Source organism: Dysgonomonas sp. 511, assembly GCF_010501105.1.
Classification (GTDB): Bacteria; Bacteroidota; Bacteroidia; order Bacteroidales; family Dysgonomonadaceae; genus Dysgonomonas.
The window spans coordinates 37,383-52,723 of sequence record NZ_QVMQ01000025.1; the positions used below are offsets into that span (position 1 = coordinate 37,383).

General features: G+C 41.2%; 16 protein-coding genes and 1 tRNA gene. 3 read left to right on the forward strand and 14 right to left on the reverse strand.

Going from position 1 to position 15,341, the window contains the following annotated elements:
• Window positions 1–96: 96 nt before the first annotated feature.
• Window positions 97–414, forward strand: coding sequence for an IS630 transposase-related protein (locus tag D0T57_RS11800; RefSeq protein ID WP_163273695.1), 318 nt, complete (start codon window positions 97–99; stop codon window positions 412–414).
• Between the two features lie 79 nt (window positions 415–493).
• Window positions 494–778 carry a transposase gene (locus D0T57_RS16100; RefSeq protein WP_368666929.1) on the forward strand — a complete coding sequence of 95 codons (285 nt, stop codon included), beginning with the start codon at window positions 494–496 and terminating at the stop codon, window positions 776–778.
• Between the two features lie 177 nt (window positions 779–955).
• Here the strand turns inward: D0T57_RS16100 and rplI are convergent, their stop codons facing one another.
• The 3 genes from rplI to rpsF are packed head-to-tail and all read right to left on the reverse strand — an operon-like array spanning window position 956 to window position 2,046.
• Window positions 956–1,399 carry a 50S ribosomal protein L9 gene (rplI, locus tag D0T57_RS11810; protein ID WP_163273697.1) on the reverse strand — a complete coding sequence of 148 codons (444 nt, stop codon included), beginning with the start codon at window positions 1,397–1,399 and terminating at the stop codon, window positions 956–958.
• Between the two features lie 17 nt (window positions 1,400–1,416).
• Window positions 1,417–1,683, reverse strand: coding sequence for a 30S ribosomal protein S18 (gene rpsR / locus D0T57_RS11815; protein ID WP_006798740.1), 267 nt, complete (start codon window positions 1,681–1,683; stop codon window positions 1,417–1,419).
• 3 nt (window positions 1,684–1,686) lie between these two features.
• Window positions 1,687–2,046, reverse strand: a complete 360-nt coding sequence (gene rpsF, locus D0T57_RS11820) for a 30S ribosomal protein S6 (protein ID WP_163273698.1) — start codon at window positions 2,044–2,046, stop codon at window positions 1,687–1,689.
• 154 nt (window positions 2,047–2,200) lie between these two features.
• Between rpsF and D0T57_RS11825 the strand changes: the two genes are divergently transcribed.
• A complete protein-coding gene (locus D0T57_RS11825) occupies window positions 2,201–2,680 on the forward strand; it encodes a MarR family winged helix-turn-helix transcriptional regulator (protein WP_163273699.1) in 480 nt (159 codons plus the stop codon).
• On the opposite strand, the gene D0T57_RS11830 is transcribed toward D0T57_RS11825, so the two are convergent.
• From D0T57_RS11830 to D0T57_RS11880, 11 genes are all read right to left on the reverse strand, one after another.
• On the reverse strand, window positions 2,677–3,726 hold the full coding sequence (locus D0T57_RS11830) for an endonuclease/exonuclease/phosphatase family protein (protein ID WP_255490585.1): 1,050 nt from the start codon (window positions 3,724–3,726) through the stop codon (window positions 2,677–2,679). The two genes, D0T57_RS11825 and D0T57_RS11830, sit on opposite strands and share 4 nt — an antisense overlap.
• A complete protein-coding gene (locus tag D0T57_RS11835) occupies window positions 3,716–5,092 on the reverse strand; it encodes a hypothetical protein (RefSeq protein WP_368666928.1) in 1,377 nt (458 codons plus the stop codon). Before D0T57_RS11835 ends, D0T57_RS11830 begins: the two co-directional genes overlap by 11 nt.
• Window positions 5,093–5,105: 13 nt before the next feature.
• Complete coding sequence (locus D0T57_RS11840) at window positions 5,106–5,822, reverse strand: DsbA family oxidoreductase (RefSeq protein WP_163273701.1); 717 nt, start codon at window positions 5,820–5,822, stop codon at window positions 5,106–5,108.
• A gap of 120 nt (window positions 5,823–5,942) precedes the next feature.
• Window positions 5,943–6,026, reverse strand: a tRNA-Leu gene (locus D0T57_RS11845).
• Between the two features lie 313 nt (window positions 6,027–6,339).
• A complete protein-coding gene (locus D0T57_RS11850) occupies window positions 6,340–7,065 on the reverse strand; it encodes a YebC/PmpR family DNA-binding transcriptional regulator (RefSeq protein WP_163273702.1) in 726 nt (241 codons plus the stop codon).
• Window positions 7,066–7,169: 104 nt separating this feature from the next.
• On the reverse strand, window positions 7,170–7,991 hold the full coding sequence (locus D0T57_RS11855) for a VanW family protein (RefSeq protein WP_163273703.1): 822 nt from the start codon (window positions 7,989–7,991) through the stop codon (window positions 7,170–7,172).
• A 17-nt stretch (window positions 7,992–8,008) separates the two neighbouring features.
• Window positions 8,009–9,595, reverse strand: coding sequence for a ribosomal protection-like ABC-F family protein (abc-f, locus tag D0T57_RS11860; RefSeq protein ID WP_163273704.1), 1,587 nt, complete (start codon window positions 9,593–9,595; stop codon window positions 8,009–8,011).
• Window positions 9,596–9,919: 324 nt separating this feature from the next.
• Window positions 9,920–12,391, reverse strand: coding sequence for a phenylalanine--tRNA ligase subunit beta (pheT, locus tag D0T57_RS11865; RefSeq protein WP_163273705.1), 2,472 nt, complete (start codon window positions 12,389–12,391; stop codon window positions 9,920–9,922).
• Between the two features lie 256 nt (window positions 12,392–12,647).
• Window positions 12,648–13,694, reverse strand: a complete 1,047-nt coding sequence (gene ilvC / locus D0T57_RS11870) for a ketol-acid reductoisomerase (protein ID WP_163273706.1) — start codon at window positions 13,692–13,694, stop codon at window positions 12,648–12,650.
• A gap of 38 nt (window positions 13,695–13,732) precedes the next feature.
• Window positions 13,733–14,473, reverse strand: a complete 741-nt coding sequence (locus tag D0T57_RS11875) for an acyl-[acyl-carrier-protein] thioesterase (RefSeq protein ID WP_163273707.1) — start codon at window positions 14,471–14,473, stop codon at window positions 13,733–13,735.
• Between the two features lie 38 nt (window positions 14,474–14,511).
• On the reverse strand, window positions 14,512–15,297 hold the full coding sequence (locus D0T57_RS11880) for an FkbM family methyltransferase (RefSeq protein WP_163273708.1): 786 nt from the start codon (window positions 15,295–15,297) through the stop codon (window positions 14,512–14,514).
• Window positions 15,298–15,341: the final 44 nt, after the last annotated feature.

A 15,341-nucleotide genomic window follows, 5' to 3' on the forward strand; every position in this document is an offset into this window, starting at 1 on the left:
TATCTTTGCAACAAAATAAACAATTATGAAAAAGCTATTTTATATTCTACTATAGTTAAATCATAATAATTTGACATATTTTTAGTATCTTTGAGAATGAGTTATTCACTAGATTTTCGCAAACAAGTATTTAAGATCAAGTCAGATCAACGTCTTACTTATCAGCAGACAAGTGAACTGTTTGGGATTCCCATCCGGACACTATTTAGATGGCAACAGCGTATCGAGCCTAAAACAAAGCGCAACAAACCATCAACAAAAATAGACATGAAGGCTCTACTCAAAGATGTAGAGGAAAATCCTGATGCTTACCAATACGAACGAGCAAAGAAATTTGGAGTTGGTCAAAGTACAATATTTTACGCACTTAAGCGCTTAGCAGTCAGTAATAAAAAAAACGCTATTTCATCCTAAAGCCGATGAATTATCCAGACTTCAATTTCAGCTTAAGCTCATCCAATACGAATTGATAGACAAACGCCCCATAATTTATTTGGATGAAAGTGGCTTTTGTGTGGATGCACCCAGGGACAGAGGCTATAGCCTTAGGGGTAAGAGATGTTATGCAAGCAAAGACTGGCACGCAAAGGGAAGAGTTAATGTTATCGGAGCTATCTCCAACTTCAAATTATTGAATGTTTGTTTATTTCATTGCAATATAGATGCCGATGTTTTCTATGAATGGCTTACTCGAGAATTACTGCCGAATATCCCTCAAAATTCAGTTATTGTACTTGACAATGCTACATTTCACAAAAGGAATGATGCTTTATTGTGATTTAGCTATATTGTACCGATATTCCCTTTTCTATGCAGTTTTTCATGTCTTTAATTGCTTTCTTGCCCTAAACATTATTCTCATATACAGTTTTCACAAAATATGGGAAAGTGTCAATCAATCAAAAAAGGCAGCAATCAAAACGACTGCTGCCCCTCTATTTATATTCTTAATTTCTTATTCAGAAACTACTTCGAAAGGAATTTCTACAGAAACTTCTTTGTGAAGTTTTGCTATAGCTTTGTAATTTCCTACTTCTTTTACAGAATCTTTTATCACGATAACCTTACGGTCTACAGTGAAGCCTTTTTTCTCCAATGCTTCTGCTATCTGGATATTGGTAACCGATCCGAAGATAGTACCTGTAGTGCTTGTTTTCGCTCCTATCACCAGTGAAACACCATCGAGTTTTGCAGCCAACCCCTGAGCATCTTGTTTGATTTTCTCAAGTTTGTGGGCACGTTGCTTCATGTTTTCAGACAATACTTTTTTCGCCGACTCTGTAGCTATTACAGCTTTACCTTGGGGAAGAAGGTAGTTGCGTCCGTAACCGTCTTTCACAGTTACTACTTCATCTTTGTATCCTAGGTTAAGGACATCTTCTTTCAATATTACTTGCATCTTTCTTTCCTCCTTTATTATTTCATTAAGTCTGTTACATAAGGAAGCAATGCCAGATGGCGTGCTCTTTTTACAGCTTGAGCTACACGACGTTGGAATTTCAATGAAGTTCCTGTAATACGACGAGGAAGGATTTTTCCTTGTTCGTTAAGGAATTTCTTCAAAAACTCAGGGTCTTTGTAGTCGATATACTTGATACCGTTCTTTTTGAAACGGCAATATTTCTTTTTCTTGACGTCAACTGAAGGCGGAGTCAAATATCTGATTTCTGATTGTTGTGCCATAACTTAGTTCTCCTTTACTTCTTCTGTTTTTTTAGATGATTTCAAATTTCTTCTCTTTTGCGCATACTCATGAGCGAATTTGTCTTGACGGAAAGTCAAAAAACGGATTACACGCTCGTCGCGACGGAAGTTAACTTCCAACTTAGAGATCACAGCAGGATCGGCTTCGAACTCAAGAAATGCATAAAAACCGGTAGATTTCTTTTGGATAGGATACGCAAGTTTGCGAAGCCCCCAGTTTTCTTCATTCACTATTGTTGCCCCTTCGTTGGTCAAAATAGTTTTGAATTTATCTACCGCTTCCTTCATCTGAGCATCAGACAAAACGGGAGTCAAAATGAAAACGGTTTCGTAATTGTTCATAAATAAATTAATTAATGATTAAACTTACATTTTTTCAAATGAGGTGCAAAGATATGGCTTTTTATTAATAAATCAAAATGTAAAAGCTGTAAAAAATCTTTGACTTACAGACTTCTTATCTTACTTTTGTAGTTGACAAACAAGAAAAACATAGATGGACAACGACGAAATATTGAGTATAGACCACGACCTGAATCTGATATTCCCTATTATCAACGGTAAAGTTTCGATGGCTATAAACCGTATGATGTACCGCAACTTCAGGAAAGAGGGACTGGATATCACACCCGAACAGTGGACTGTACTGGCTTTCTTGTGGAAAGAAGACGGGGTTGCGCAACAGACGCTTTGCAATTCGACCTTCAAAGACAAGCCGAGCATGACAAGGCTTATCGACAACCTGACTAAGCAAGGGCTGGTGTACCGCAATGCCTCGGAAACAGACCGGCGTTCCAACCTTATTTTCCTTACCGATCAAGGAAAAGCAATAAAAGAAAAGGCGACAAACGCTATTGCTACCACTATGGAATCGGCTTTGGCGGGTATCGATGAAGAGGGGCTCAGGCATGTGCGTTCCCTGCTTGCTGCCGTATTCGGCAATATACAAGACGCTTTGGATAATTCTTCTTATTAATCCTCCCTTATTACCAAATCCATATAAACGGGCAGGTGGTCGCTGATACCGCCCAGATACTTATATCCCGAATAGGTACGCAAAGGCTTCGCGCCTCCATATTTGGGATTGTCTTTTTCGAAGAGGAAACCAGCAGAAAAAACATGGGCTTCCTTATTCTTTATATATAACCGGGGACTGATGAGCAGGTTGCCACTGACCACAAACTGATCTATATACCCCCACTTGCCTCTGTATTTGTACGAACCTGCACTATTTTTATCTTGAACTCCTTTATCGTAAAACATATTATAAAGCCTGTCGGCAGAAAGATCGTCTGAGACACCTCTTGCCCCGAGCGTCTCTTTTATACTGATATCGTGCGGATAGTCGTTGAAATCGCCCATAATAATGATATTGGCATCTTTCCTAACCCGGCGGAGGCTATCTGTTTGCTGCCTTAGCAGTTCGGCGCACTTTATCCTGTAAGGGCGGCTTTTCTTTATGCCTTCGTTGCGCGATGGGAAATGACAAACAAATATATCCAATATCTTCCCGTTCACTACTTTGCCTGTCACATGGAGTATATCGCGCGTAGCTTTTGCCGAATCTCCTAATATGGGTGTATAACTTTTATGGGATAATATTTTTATCTGGTCGCGCTGGTAAAGCAAAGCAACATTTGCCCCGCGCGAATCTTTCGAATAGGTAATTACATACTGATATTTATGTCGCCGGAGGGCTGCCTTGCAGGTAAGGTCGGTCAATACGGAATCGTTTTCCACTTCGCACAAGCCAACTACTGCCGGAGGATAACCCTCTCCCACCGACGTTATAACCTTGCTTACATCGTGCAGTTTCTTCCAGTAGCGGTGATGGTTCCATCGAAGCTTGCCTTCGGGAGTAAAATCTTCATCGTTCGTTGCTGGATTATTTTTTACATCATATAGGTTTTCGGCATTGTAGAACATTATACGAAACTTTTCCTGAGCATCTACCTCTTGTCCGGAAAAGAAAACGATAACGAACAATAAACATAAAACCCCCAAAGCTTTCTTAATGCTCATAGCATCCAATATTCGAACTTCCGTCGGTCAGCCTCGGATATCCGTCTATATCGTATGGTACAGACTGGGAATAATACTGGTTGCCGGCTGCTATTGCCGGAGAATTTTCCTGTAAACGGAAATTGTAGGAATAATCCTTGTCCTTGTTCAAGTTGAGGAACAGAGGTGCGGTATTCCATATTATATCAGTAAAATTGCCTCCGGCCTGTTCATTGCCTCTTATCAGGCAATTGATAAAGCTATAATCGCCCTGTATGGCCTTATCTATCAATAGTTCACGGCTTAAAGATCCATAGATAATGGTGTTTGTAACTTTACAGTCCAACAGATTCGTGCCCGAATGGGCAAGCACCATACTTTCTTTTCCCCGCGAAGCCCAGCTAAAATAATTTGCAATGGTGCAGTGCCAAAAATTATACTCTCCTCCCTGCAATTCGACCACCGCCCCCCTTGCATTAGAGAACAACCCGTTGGTAAAATCAATCCTGCAATTGGAAGCCAATATCCCATAGTCGTACGAATTGTGCACGATCGTATTGTAAATGACGGCTTTTTGCATATCGGCGACTGATGGGTAAAATGTCATGCTGCGATTAGCATTTCGGATATGTACATTTTCGAGCCTGTTGCCAAAACTTTCGGGAAAGAAATAGATGCCGTCCCACTGTCCGGGAACATTGTCATAAGGGATCTTCCCCTCGATATTGCCAAAGCGCGAACCTCTTATTGCAACCGGATTCTCTATTGTACCCTGTACCAACAATGTGCCGTGAACCTGTATAGAAGCTTCGGCTTTCATATAAAGGGTAACCCCTTCGCCTATTGTGGCTTTCGCTCCCTTTTTCACAACAAGCGAATCGTAGACCAACAGGGGCTTGGTGTTAGTGATAATGCTGTCTTTCGTTACACTTCTGTTTTTCCAGATATAAACATCCTGCCCCACGGCTTCGAGGTGTACATATTGCACATTGCCATTGGTTACAAACCGGATAGAATCTTTGATAAGAACAGGCGAATTTTCATCTAAAGGGTTTACTGTAACCTCTACAAAGCCAAACAAGCTATCGTTTTTCAGTACTTCGAGGTTTGTTATGCGTGTACCCTTTACTCCATCTATATTCATCCGGAAGCCGCTTTTGGCAGCATTCACCAGTTCGGCAGATTCTATAACCAGCGATTTATTGTTGCGGTTATGTATTTTAAATTGCTTTGTAGCAGAACCGATAGTTGTAAATACTGTATCGAAGGCGATAGAGTCGGCCGAGAAACCCAACCTCAGGTTTTGGTCTGAGGAAAAGTCGTCGTCGTCCGAACATGCCACCAGTACGATCAACAAGAATAATGCGGAGAGGATATGTTTCTTCACTTTTCTGTTTTTTTTAACTGCAAATGCCATCGATAGAGCAAGATTGCCCACTTATCACTTCACCTGTTTCTGTAGAGACACCGCCTTGTTTCCACTCAGCGTAGGCTTCATTCAATACTTTCAGATAATCTTCTACTGGTATCGAACCTTGTATCACCCGTTTGTTATTGAATACGTAATAAGGAATATATTCGAGATCGTCGGCATTCGATGTATCTTCCGTCACTTCCTTCTTATAATCATTCCCTTCGAGCATCTCCACAACAGACTGCCCATCCAGGCCGATGGAAACGCCTAATGCAACAAGGGTATCTTTATCACTGATATCTTTCCCTTTAACGAAATAAGCATCGAAAAGCACTTCTTCGGCTTCGGTTGCCAATCCCGATTTGCCGGCTAGCTTTACCAACCGCAAGGCACGGGCGGTATTTGCCACTACCAGGTTATCGTAATTGTAATTCAGGCCTACTTCTTCTGCCAGCTTAGCTGTATTGCTCATACTCTTGTGGGCATCGGCCTCCGTCAGTCCATATTTATTGGCAAAATAAGTGTAAATTGAAATATCGAGGCTTTTTTGCGGTATATCCGGATCTAGCTCGTAGCTATGCCATACGAGTTCCACTTTATCGCGATCGGGAAATTGCTCCAGTGCCATTTCCAGTTTCCGTTTACCTATATAGCAATACGGACAGGCTATGTCTGACCATATATCAATTTTCATTTTCTCCATTTTCGTTCTCTTTATATCACTAATAACAAAGATACTTCTATTTCGTTAAATTGAAAAGTTTGCCACAGCCACAAAAACAAAAAAGAAGCTATATTTCTATAACTTCTTCATTTTCAGTAGTGCGCACGACGAGATTTGAACTCACACACCGTTACCGGCACTACCCCCTCAAAGTAGCGTGTCTACCAATTCCACCACGTGCGCTTTTGTTGTTAAACAAGGATACGGTAAAAACACCGCACTTGAGCGAAAGCCAGAACGTTAATCTACTAACGCCATATCATTGCAAACAATATATTTCAAACTTTCTTCAAGAAAAGTACCCGTTAGTACCTTTTTAGCCTTGAATCGTCCTACAGATACCATTTTAAACACCTGTCTAACTTTCCGGGTTCGAAATTACATCTTTTTTCTGAAACTACCAAAAAACTGATAAATAAACGTTTTTTTCTTGATGAAAACTGGAATTATTATACAAAAGTTGAATAATATGAAGTATAACCGGAATAAGAAAATATTATTCTTCGATATCTTCTTTCATATTGTGAAACACGTTCTGAACATCATCATCATCATCAAATTTATCCAAAAGTTTTTGAATCTGTTCTTGCTGTTCTTTGGTAAGTTCTTTAAAATCGTTAGGAATACGCTCAAATTCAGCACTATGTATTTCAAATCCGTTTTCTTCCAGATACTTCTGTATATCGGAATACGATTTAAATTCACCATAAAGAATGATATCGTCGCCGTCCTGATCTACTTCGTCCACACCATAGTCGATAAGTTCGAGTTCGAGGTCTTCGAGAGATACACCATCTTTAGCTCCAATTTTAAACACACATTTATGGTCGAAAAGAAACTCAAGGCTACCAGATGTACCTAGCGAACCGCCAAACTTATTAAAATAACTGCGCACATTGGCAACGGTGCGTGTGGGGTTGTCTGTTGCTGTTTCCACAAAGATAGCTATACCAAAAGGGCCATAGCCTTCGTAGTTTACTTCTTTGTAGTCGGCTTCGTCTTTCGATGTGGCCTTTTTGATGGCACGCTCCACATTCTCTTTAGGCATATTTTCTTTTTTAGCCTGTTGCATCAGCACACGGAGACGTGGATTAGTATCAGGTTCGGGACCACCCTCTTTGGTAGCTATTGTAATTTGTTTGCCTAATTTCGTAAACACGCGGGCCATATTTCCCCAGCGTTTCAGCTTAGTTGCTTTGCGGTATTCAAACGCTCTTCCCATAAAATATATGTATTTCTTATTTGATTATTTTTATTTGCTACGCAAAAGTATAAAAAATATTGGAGATTGCTCAAGTACGTTTATAGAAATTAGTAATATGCAAATCAGCTATGTGCAATATAAGTATCAGGCGTATAGGTGACCCTTGCAAAATTCTTTGTTATCAACTCGGCATCTACGATTTTTCCACCTTCAAATTTGAGTATCTTGTTTCGCCAGATTTCATTCTTGCGATAAAACTCCTCCCCTATTTTCAGAAACTGATGATCTTTTTCGAATACATGGTAAGCAAAATCCAGTTCCTGATCTATCCGGAGTTCACCCTCCAAGCACTTATCTGTAAGCCAAAGATTCACTTGGAAAGTATAAGGCGTGTTGTTTGTAAACTGATAATCGCGATAATTATAGAATACTGTAGCACCACTACCGAACGGGAGCACACGCCCATCGTCGGGAAAAGGGTCGAACGAATGATGATAACGTTCTGTCACAGTCAATGGGCTATGCATCACCAGCCAATGTACCAAATTGGATATCTGGCACAATCCTCCGCCGATACCCGGACGGGCTTTACCAAAAGAAAGTTCCATCCCCTCCAGATATCCCTTGCGGCGCGTGGGCAATCCTACCAGTTTGCAAAAAGAGAAGGTTTCGCCGGGATGGATAATTATGCCGTCTACCTTGCCAACAGCAATACGCAGATTGGTTATCTTATTTATTTGCAGTTGCATATCGCTTTCGCCCAGCTTCTTGAGAAGAACAGACTGGTGCTTCTTAACCCTAAACGGAAGCTTTTGAGCATCTCTGTGTTTGCTATACTTCTTTCGCCCAAAATACCAACTTCCATACCGCCTGATCCTGCGCAGCCAAACTGCTATAAAATACAGTGCAGGATGCTGCTGGCTCAAAAGCTTTCTCTTTTTCATAGATATCGTAAGTGTTGTTATAGTTTTATAAAGCGTTCTATATTTATTTGTTCCAGAAAATAGCTATCGTGCGAAACAACGATCAGAGTTCCCCTATACTCGTTGATGGCCATCGTAAGTATTTCCATACTTTGAATGTCAAGATTATTTGTTGGTTCGTCCAGCACGATTATATCAGGCGCCTGGTTGCTGATGGTGAGGCAACAAAGTATCAATCGCATACGTTCGCCACCACTCAGGCTTTCGCATGGTTTGTCCCAATCTTGCTTCGTAAACAAGAACCTGTTGAGCCGTGACTTTATTTCATGTTCCTGCAAGCCGGAATTATTGTATAGTTCAGCTTGTTGGTAAACCGACAACACATTGTTAATCAATGAATAATCCTGATCTATATAGATTGTCTTATTATCTGCAATATAAACATCGCCCTCTTGCGGTACAATGTTGCCGAGTATAATCTTTATCAACGTGGTCTTTCCCGAACCGTTTAAGCCTTTTAAAGCAATACGCTCGCCGCTTACAATCTGAAAGTTCAGGTTTTCAGGCCAAAGCAACCGGTCTGAATAGCTGAAATTGACGTCTTTAGCAGTAAACAACACCTTGCCTTTGTGTAAGGAAGAATTGTCGAAGCCGAGTTTCATCTTATCTGTATCGGTAGCTGAAGCGCGTAAGTCTTTTAGTTCCTGAAAAATGCCATCTATCCTATCGGCATGAATATCCTTTACCTTAGAAGTGCTGTTTTCAGCCTTGTTCCGCAGCGTATTCATCATTATGCGGGCTGTTCCTGCCTTTTCCTGCTTCTTTTTTCCGCGGGCATCAAGCTTCTGCTGCCGCTCTATAGTTTCACGCTCCTTCTCTTTGGCTTTCCGCAAAGCTTTTTCTTTACTTTTTATATCCTGGTCGAGAGCTTCGCGCTGTAGTTGCTTCTGTTCGGCATAGAAATCATAATTGCCGCCATATACAGTAATGCCGTGCTTACTGAGCTCACAAACCAGATTCAACAAATTGAGCAACTTCCTGTCGTGGCTTACAATCAAGAGAGTCTTATTCGACGTTTGTATGAAATCGTACAACTGCTCGCGTCCTTTCACATCCAGATGGTTGCTTGGTTCATCGAGCAAGACAAATTCCGGTTGGTGGATATGGATACCGGCAAGGAAAACCTTAGTCTTCTGGCCTCCGCTCAGATTCGACATTTTCAGGTTCAAATCCAGATCATCGAGTTGCCAATAGTTTAAGGCTTCCCGGCAACGCTGGTCTATAGTCCAGTCATCGTCTAATAGAAGCATATTTTCCTCAGTAGCGTTTCCTGCCAGAATTTCTTCTAATGCCTTAAGCTTTACATTGATATTCAATGCTTCGGCAATGGTAAGGTGATTGTACTGGCCGAAAATCTGAGGGATAAAATAAGGCTTGCTATCTGCCACTACTCGCCCCGAAGAGGGTGGTAATGAACCGGAAATAATCTTGAGTAATGTAGATTTTCCCGATCCGTTGTTACCTATCAGGGCTACCTTGTCGTGATTGTTGACTGTAAGGCTTATATTATCGAATAATAAGTCTTTGTTGGGATGCGAATACGCAATATCTTGAAGTATCAACATAGTTTCTTAATTTATAAAGTGAATAACCAGAACCTCTTATGAGGCTCAATTCCTATCTCTATAATTTTAATAAGAAACTAAATTCTACATTGCGTCAATTTTTGATTTGCAAATACAAAGGTACTTACTTTTTCCGAGTATTATATAATGAATAGTATAGAAAAGCAGGGCAAACGTATGAAAAAATGATATTCCGGTTTTGGCTATTGTAGGGGCGAATTATCATTCGCCCGAAATAGAAAAAATCTGCGGGCGAATGATAATTGTATAGAAAAGGGCTTCAATTATATAAAACCCTTTTCTATGTATATGATTTAATCGCTATTATCTCAATTGTGCCCCGATTTCGCTTTCCAGCGATTTCTGTATCTTCTGCATTATAGCATCTATCTGCTTATCGTTAAGCGTCTTTTCGTCATCCTGCAATACAAAATTCACGGCATACGATTTCTTGCCTTCCAGAAGGTTTTTGCCCTCATACACATCAAACAGCGACACATCTTTCAGCAACTTGCGTTCTGCCTTATAAGCTATTTTCTCAATCTGGTCGAACAATACCTTTTTATCTACCAACAGAGCCAAGTCGCGTTTTACTGCCGGGAATTTCGATACTTCGGCATAAGTAATCGTATGCTTCCTTATTTCTTTCATTAGCGCATCCCAGTTCAGTTCGGCAAAATAGACATCTGTATTGATATCATGTACTTTCAGCATTTTTTTGCTTACGATACCCAATACGCCTAACTGTTTGCCTTTTCCTTTTGCCTGTATCTTCAAAGCAGTGCTGAAAATCTCGTCTGAATATTGTTCGTATTCATATCTGCTTGTTGCTATACCCAAACGGGCGAATATATTCTCTACATGTGCTTTAAGCTGGTACACAGACGATTTTTCGTTTGCCGCCGCCCAGCTATTATCTATGCTGTTGCCGCTAAGCCACAATCCCAGATGATACTCTTCGCTGTATTCGCGCAATATATCGTCTTCCGATTTCTTATCGGCATCGTAATAGTAGCAGTTGCCCAATTCGTAGAAACGGATATCGGAATTTTGACGGTTGCGGTTATAGACAATGCTTTCCAAGCCACCATGCAAAAGGGTTTGACGCATTACACTAAGGTCGGTACTCAATGGATTGATAAGATGTACACAATGCGATATAGGGAATACCTCCGATTGGGCATAATACGATTCTTTGCTCAACGAGTTATTAAAAATTTCATTGAAGCCTGCACCTGTAAGCTGCTCTGAAATAAGGTTTTGCAAATCATAACTTTTGTCTGTAGGTGTTTCGTACGACAGGCTCGATTGCAGGTTGTCGCTCATTTCAATATTGTTGTAGCCATATACGCGTAAAACATCTTCTATCACATCTACATCGCGCAGTACATCGACCCTGTAAGTAGGTATGGCAAGTGTAAGCCCTTCTGCGGTTTCGCTCTTTATTTCTACTTCCAGGCTGTCCAGGATGGACTTTACCGTATCCTTCTCGATCTCTTTACCTATCAGCGAATTAACTTTCTGATAAGCCAACTCCACAACCGGTTTTTCTATGATGGCAGGATATACATCCTGTATTTCGCCTACAATTTTTCCTCCGGCTAGTTGTTGTATCAGCAAAGCTGTGTATTTCAATACATAGATCGCATCATTAGGATCGCAACCACGCTCGAAACGGAACGATGAGTCGGTGTTCAATCCGTGACGGCGAGCCGTTTTCCTTATCCACGACGGGTTGAAATAGGCACATTCCAGAAATACATCTTTCGTATCTTCTGTAACTCCCGATTTAAGTCCTCCGAAAACCCCACCGATACACATACCTTCTTTGTCGTTGCATATCATCAGGTCGCGGTCGCTAAGGGTGCGTTCTACTTCGTCGAGGGTGACGAACTTCGTTCCCTCAGCCAATGTTTTCACCACTACTTCGCCTCCTGTTATATAAGCAGCATCGAAAGCATGAAGAGGATGCCCCAGCCCGTGTAAGGCATAGTTTGTAATATCCACAATATTGTTGATAGGGCGCAAACCGATAAGCGTAAGCTTTTCTTTCAGCCAGTCGGGACTTTCTGTTACAGTCACACCTTTTATGGTTACACCTGTATAACGCGGGCAAGCTTCTGCATTTTCTACCTTTACAGTGATGCCTTTGTCGTTTGGTTCATCTATTTTGAAGGCTTCTACCGAAGGTTTCTTCAATTCCCCTTCCAGCTTGTTTTGCTTAAGGTAGGCGGCCAAATCGCGTGCAACACCGTAGTGAGATGCCCCATCTATGCGGTTTGGTGTAATGTCCACCTCCAGTATATAGTCGCTTTTTATATTGTAATATTCTTTTGCCGGTGTACCCACCTTTGCATCGGCTGGCAAAACGATAATCCCTTCATGGCTTTTGCCGATACCGATTTCGTCTTCGGCACATATCATACCAAAAGATTCTGTACCGCGTATTTTCGATTTCTTGATCTTAAAAGCCTCACCACCTTCGGGATAAAGGGTTGTACCGACTACAGCAACCACTACTTTCTGTCCGGCGGCCACATTAGGCGCACCGCATACAATCTGCAAAGGTTCGCCTTCGCCTACATTTACAGTTGTTATATGCAGGTGGTCGGAGTCGGGATGGTCTGTACAGGTAAGCATCTCACCTATAACAAGCCCTTCGAGCCCTCCTTTTATGGTTTCTACTTCTTCCACTCCTCCGGTTTCCAGACCCAGCGAAGTGAGTGCTGCGGACGTTTCTTCGGGAGATAAATCGAAATCGAGATAATCTTTAAGCCAATTGTAAGAAATATTCATTTTATGTTGTTATTTTATATTTTCTGAAAAAAAGTTCGTCAAAAATACAAAATAGTTATGAGATATGCTAGTATATCATACAAATAGAAAGGAAGTATCCCAAAAGCAATCATCTGCTTCATTGCTTCATTTATTAGCCATCGGTCACATACTTTTGTATGCTCCCTTCTGTCTAAAAATGAGCGGCTTCGCATCTAATCACTTTTTTATTACTTTTGGGACACCTTACTTTACTTATAATGACTAATTCTTAATATTAATTATTTTCAGGACGTAGTTTCCTAACCACCTCACCTGTACGCCACATTTCACTTTCGCGAAGAGCTTTAAGCTCTACTTCCAGTTTTTCGCGGTAATCAGGTTGTGAGTTCGTATCTATCGAACGTTGAGCTTCGTTTCCGTTTGCCACTTCGCTATAAAGTTTTTGGAAAACAGGCTTTGTTGCATCGTGGAAAGGTCCCATCCAGTCCAAAGCACCGCGTTGAGCAGTAGTTGAACAGTTGGCATACATCCAGTCCATACCGTTTTCGGCAAACAATGGCATCAACGACTGTGTAAGTTCCTCAACAGTTTCGTTGAAAGCTTCCGATGGAGAGTGTCCGTTTTCGCGCAATACTTCATACTGTGCCAAAAGGATTCCTTGGATAGCACCCATCAGCGTACCGCGCTCGCCTGTAAGATCGGAATATACTTCGCGTTTGAAGTCTGTTTCGAACAGGTAGCCCGAACCTACTCCGATACCTAAAGCCACTACACGTTCTTTGGCACGGCCTGTAGCATCCTGGAAGATAGCATAGCTAGAGTTCAAGCCACGTCCTTCGAGGAACATACGGCGAAGGCTTGTTCCCGAACCTTTAGGCGCTACAAGAATAACGTCTACATCGGCAGGAGGAACGATTCCTGTACGTTCTTTGTAAGTGATACCGAAACCATGAGAGAAATAAAGGGCTTTGCCTGCTGTAAGGTAAGGTTTAAGGCGTGGCCATACTTCTATTTGTGCGGCATCCGACAACAGGTATTGAATGATAGTACCTTTTTCGGCAGCTTCTTCTATATCGAACAATGTTTCGCCCGGAACCCATCCATCGGCAATGGCTTTTTCCCATGTTTTACCACCTTTGCGTTGTCCGATAATCACGTTGAAACCGTTATCGCGAAGATTAAGGGCTTGTCCTGGACCTTGTACGCCGTAACCGATAACTGCTATTGTTTCGTCTTTCAATACTTCTCTTGCTTTTTCTAAAGGAAATTCATCGCGGGTAGCTACTTGCTCAACTACACCTCCAAAGTTCATTTCTGCCATGATTGATTTTTGTTAAATAAATTATATAGGTTAAAAAATTATTCCCATGTGATTCTTGTCGAACAGATATTTGTAGCCTCGTCTCTCATTTCCATGATGAAAACGGAATCGGCTTCCTCACGTTTCAGTATTTCGATATTTGTACCATACCGCCCCTCCGATACATAATTGATTTCTATACGGCGTATTTCTTTTTCCCTGAACATATCTATATCGAATACATCGACAAAATGCTCGATATACTTCATACTATTCAGGTGTTTGTTGATATCCACATCGCTGTATTTGACCGTGAAACCCGATGCCGGCTCATAATTATCCTTCAATTGAGGAATCTTTGTCATACCTTCTATCGGACAGACCTTCTCCTGATCGATGTAATCGACCAAGCCCTCCAATTCCAGAACATTAGTCGGACGGCGAGTAATAAGGTCGATAGAAGCCCAAAGCGATTTGGCAAAGCCAATCTCCCTTCCTGTTTCATCTTCGAAAGAGAAATAACGTTCGGTAAACATCCTGTTCACATTTGCTACCCATGTTTTGATAACCATAACAGTATCATTCTTTGGGTATTCGAACACTTCTATAGCCATACGCGAAAGTACCCACACCCGGTCTTTCGATGTCATATCCGAGTATCCGAACCCACGCTCTTCGGCATGTTTTGTCGCTGCCTGCAACATGAATCCCCCTATCATCGGAAGAGTTGCTTTCCCTCTGAAATCGGTGAGGTAAGCATCTATTTCAAATTCGTAGCGTCCTATTTTGGGTGCTGCCATATTTATATTAGTGTTTTTTCTTGTTAAAGTATCAAAGCTTATCCTCTATCAGCAGCTTCGCTGTGTGCATATATGTCGCCGAAGCCTATTTTATGGAATGCTGCGGTTTTTACATGTTCTATCATTTCTTCGGTGGTCAGCCATGTTTTCAACGCCCATTTCATGCTTTCTTCTACCGAATAATTGAATTTTATGTTTTTGTCGAGGCTGCTCAGGCGCATCATGCAGTCTATTGCGTTCTGTGTTTGTTCCGGCACAGTATATTCGAATGATATATACCTGATTGGTTGCGACAATCCATTGAGCACCTGCAATTCAAATCCTTCTACATCTATCTTGATAAATGACGGTTTGCCATATTCGGCAATGAGAGCGTCGAGAGTAGTCATTTCAACGCTGACAGTCTTGTTCCAACAACGGTCGTTGAAGCGTCCTTCTTTTACTGTGTCTATCCATTCGGTAGAGAATGAAGAGAATACAGAATTGGAAGCTATATGTAACTCTTTTTCGCCAACCTTTTCGTCTATGCCTTTGGTTACTATGGCAATTTTATTGCCAAAAAGCTCCCTAAGTTTAGTATAACAACTTTCTTGAGGTTCTACAGCTACCACTTTAGCACCTATTGCCAGAAGGGGTTTTACCCTGTTTCCTTCATTGGCTCCTACGTCGAAAACCAATTCACCGGGAGCTACCAGGCTGCCATACATTTTTTTCCGTGCTTCGAAGTATCTTTCTTCTTTCCGGTCAATTCGTTTTCCCTGAATCTTATGATACAGGTTTACTCCGTATTTACCGATGATTTTCTTTACAAGTTCTTTATCCATTTTTCTTTTTTTATTTACTGTAGGGAATACATTTTATTAATATT

What these genes read in the sequence shown, in the direction of transcription:
- D0T57_RS11830 (WP_255490585.1), bottom strand. Translation starts at nt 3,726, where the DNA reads ATGAGCATTAAGAAAGCTTTGGGGGTTTTATGTTTATTGTTCGTTATC.
- D0T57_RS11850 (WP_163273702.1), bottom strand. Translation starts at nt 7,065, where the DNA reads ATGGGAAGAGCGTTTGAATACCGCAAAGCAACTAAGCTGAAACGCTGG.
- D0T57_RS11825 (WP_163273699.1), top strand. Translation starts at nt 2,201, where the DNA reads ATGGACAACGACGAAATATTGAGTATAGACCACGACCTGAATCTGATA.
- D0T57_RS11880 (WP_163273708.1), bottom strand. Translation starts at nt 15,297, where the DNA reads ATGGATAAAGAACTTGTAAAGAAAATCATCGGTAAATACGGAGTAAAC.
- pheT (WP_163273705.1), bottom strand. Translation starts at nt 12,391, where the DNA reads ATGAATATTTCTTACAATTGGCTTAAAGATTATCTCGATTTCGATTTA.
- D0T57_RS11800 (WP_163273695.1), top strand. Translation starts at nt 97, where the DNA reads ATGAGTTATTCACTAGATTTTCGCAAACAAGTATTTAAGATCAAGTCA.
- rplI (WP_163273697.1), bottom strand. Translation starts at nt 1,399, where the DNA reads ATGCAAGTAATATTGAAAGAAGATGTCCTTAACCTAGGATACAAAGAT.
- abc-f (WP_163273704.1), bottom strand. Translation starts at nt 9,595, where the DNA reads ATGTTGATACTTCAAGATATTGCGTATTCGCATCCCAACAAAGACTTA.
- D0T57_RS11840 (WP_163273701.1), bottom strand. Translation starts at nt 5,822, where the DNA reads ATGGAGAAAATGAAAATTGATATATGGTCAGACATAGCCTGTCCGTAT.
- rpsR (WP_006798740.1), bottom strand. Translation starts at nt 1,683, where the DNA reads ATGGCACAACAATCAGAAATCAGATATTTGACTCCGCCTTCAGTTGAC.
- D0T57_RS11855 (WP_163273703.1), bottom strand. Translation starts at nt 7,991, where the DNA reads ATGAAAAAGAGAAAGCTTTTGAGCCAGCAGCATCCTGCACTGTATTTT.
- rpsF (WP_163273698.1), bottom strand. Translation starts at nt 2,046, where the DNA reads ATGAACAATTACGAAACCGTTTTCATTTTGACTCCCGTTTTGTCTGAT.
- D0T57_RS11875 (WP_163273707.1), bottom strand. Translation starts at nt 14,473, where the DNA reads ATGGCAGCACCCAAAATAGGACGCTACGAATTTGAAATAGATGCTTAC.
- ilvC (WP_163273706.1), bottom strand. Translation starts at nt 13,694, where the DNA reads ATGGCAGAAATGAACTTTGGAGGTGTAGTTGAGCAAGTAGCTACCCGC.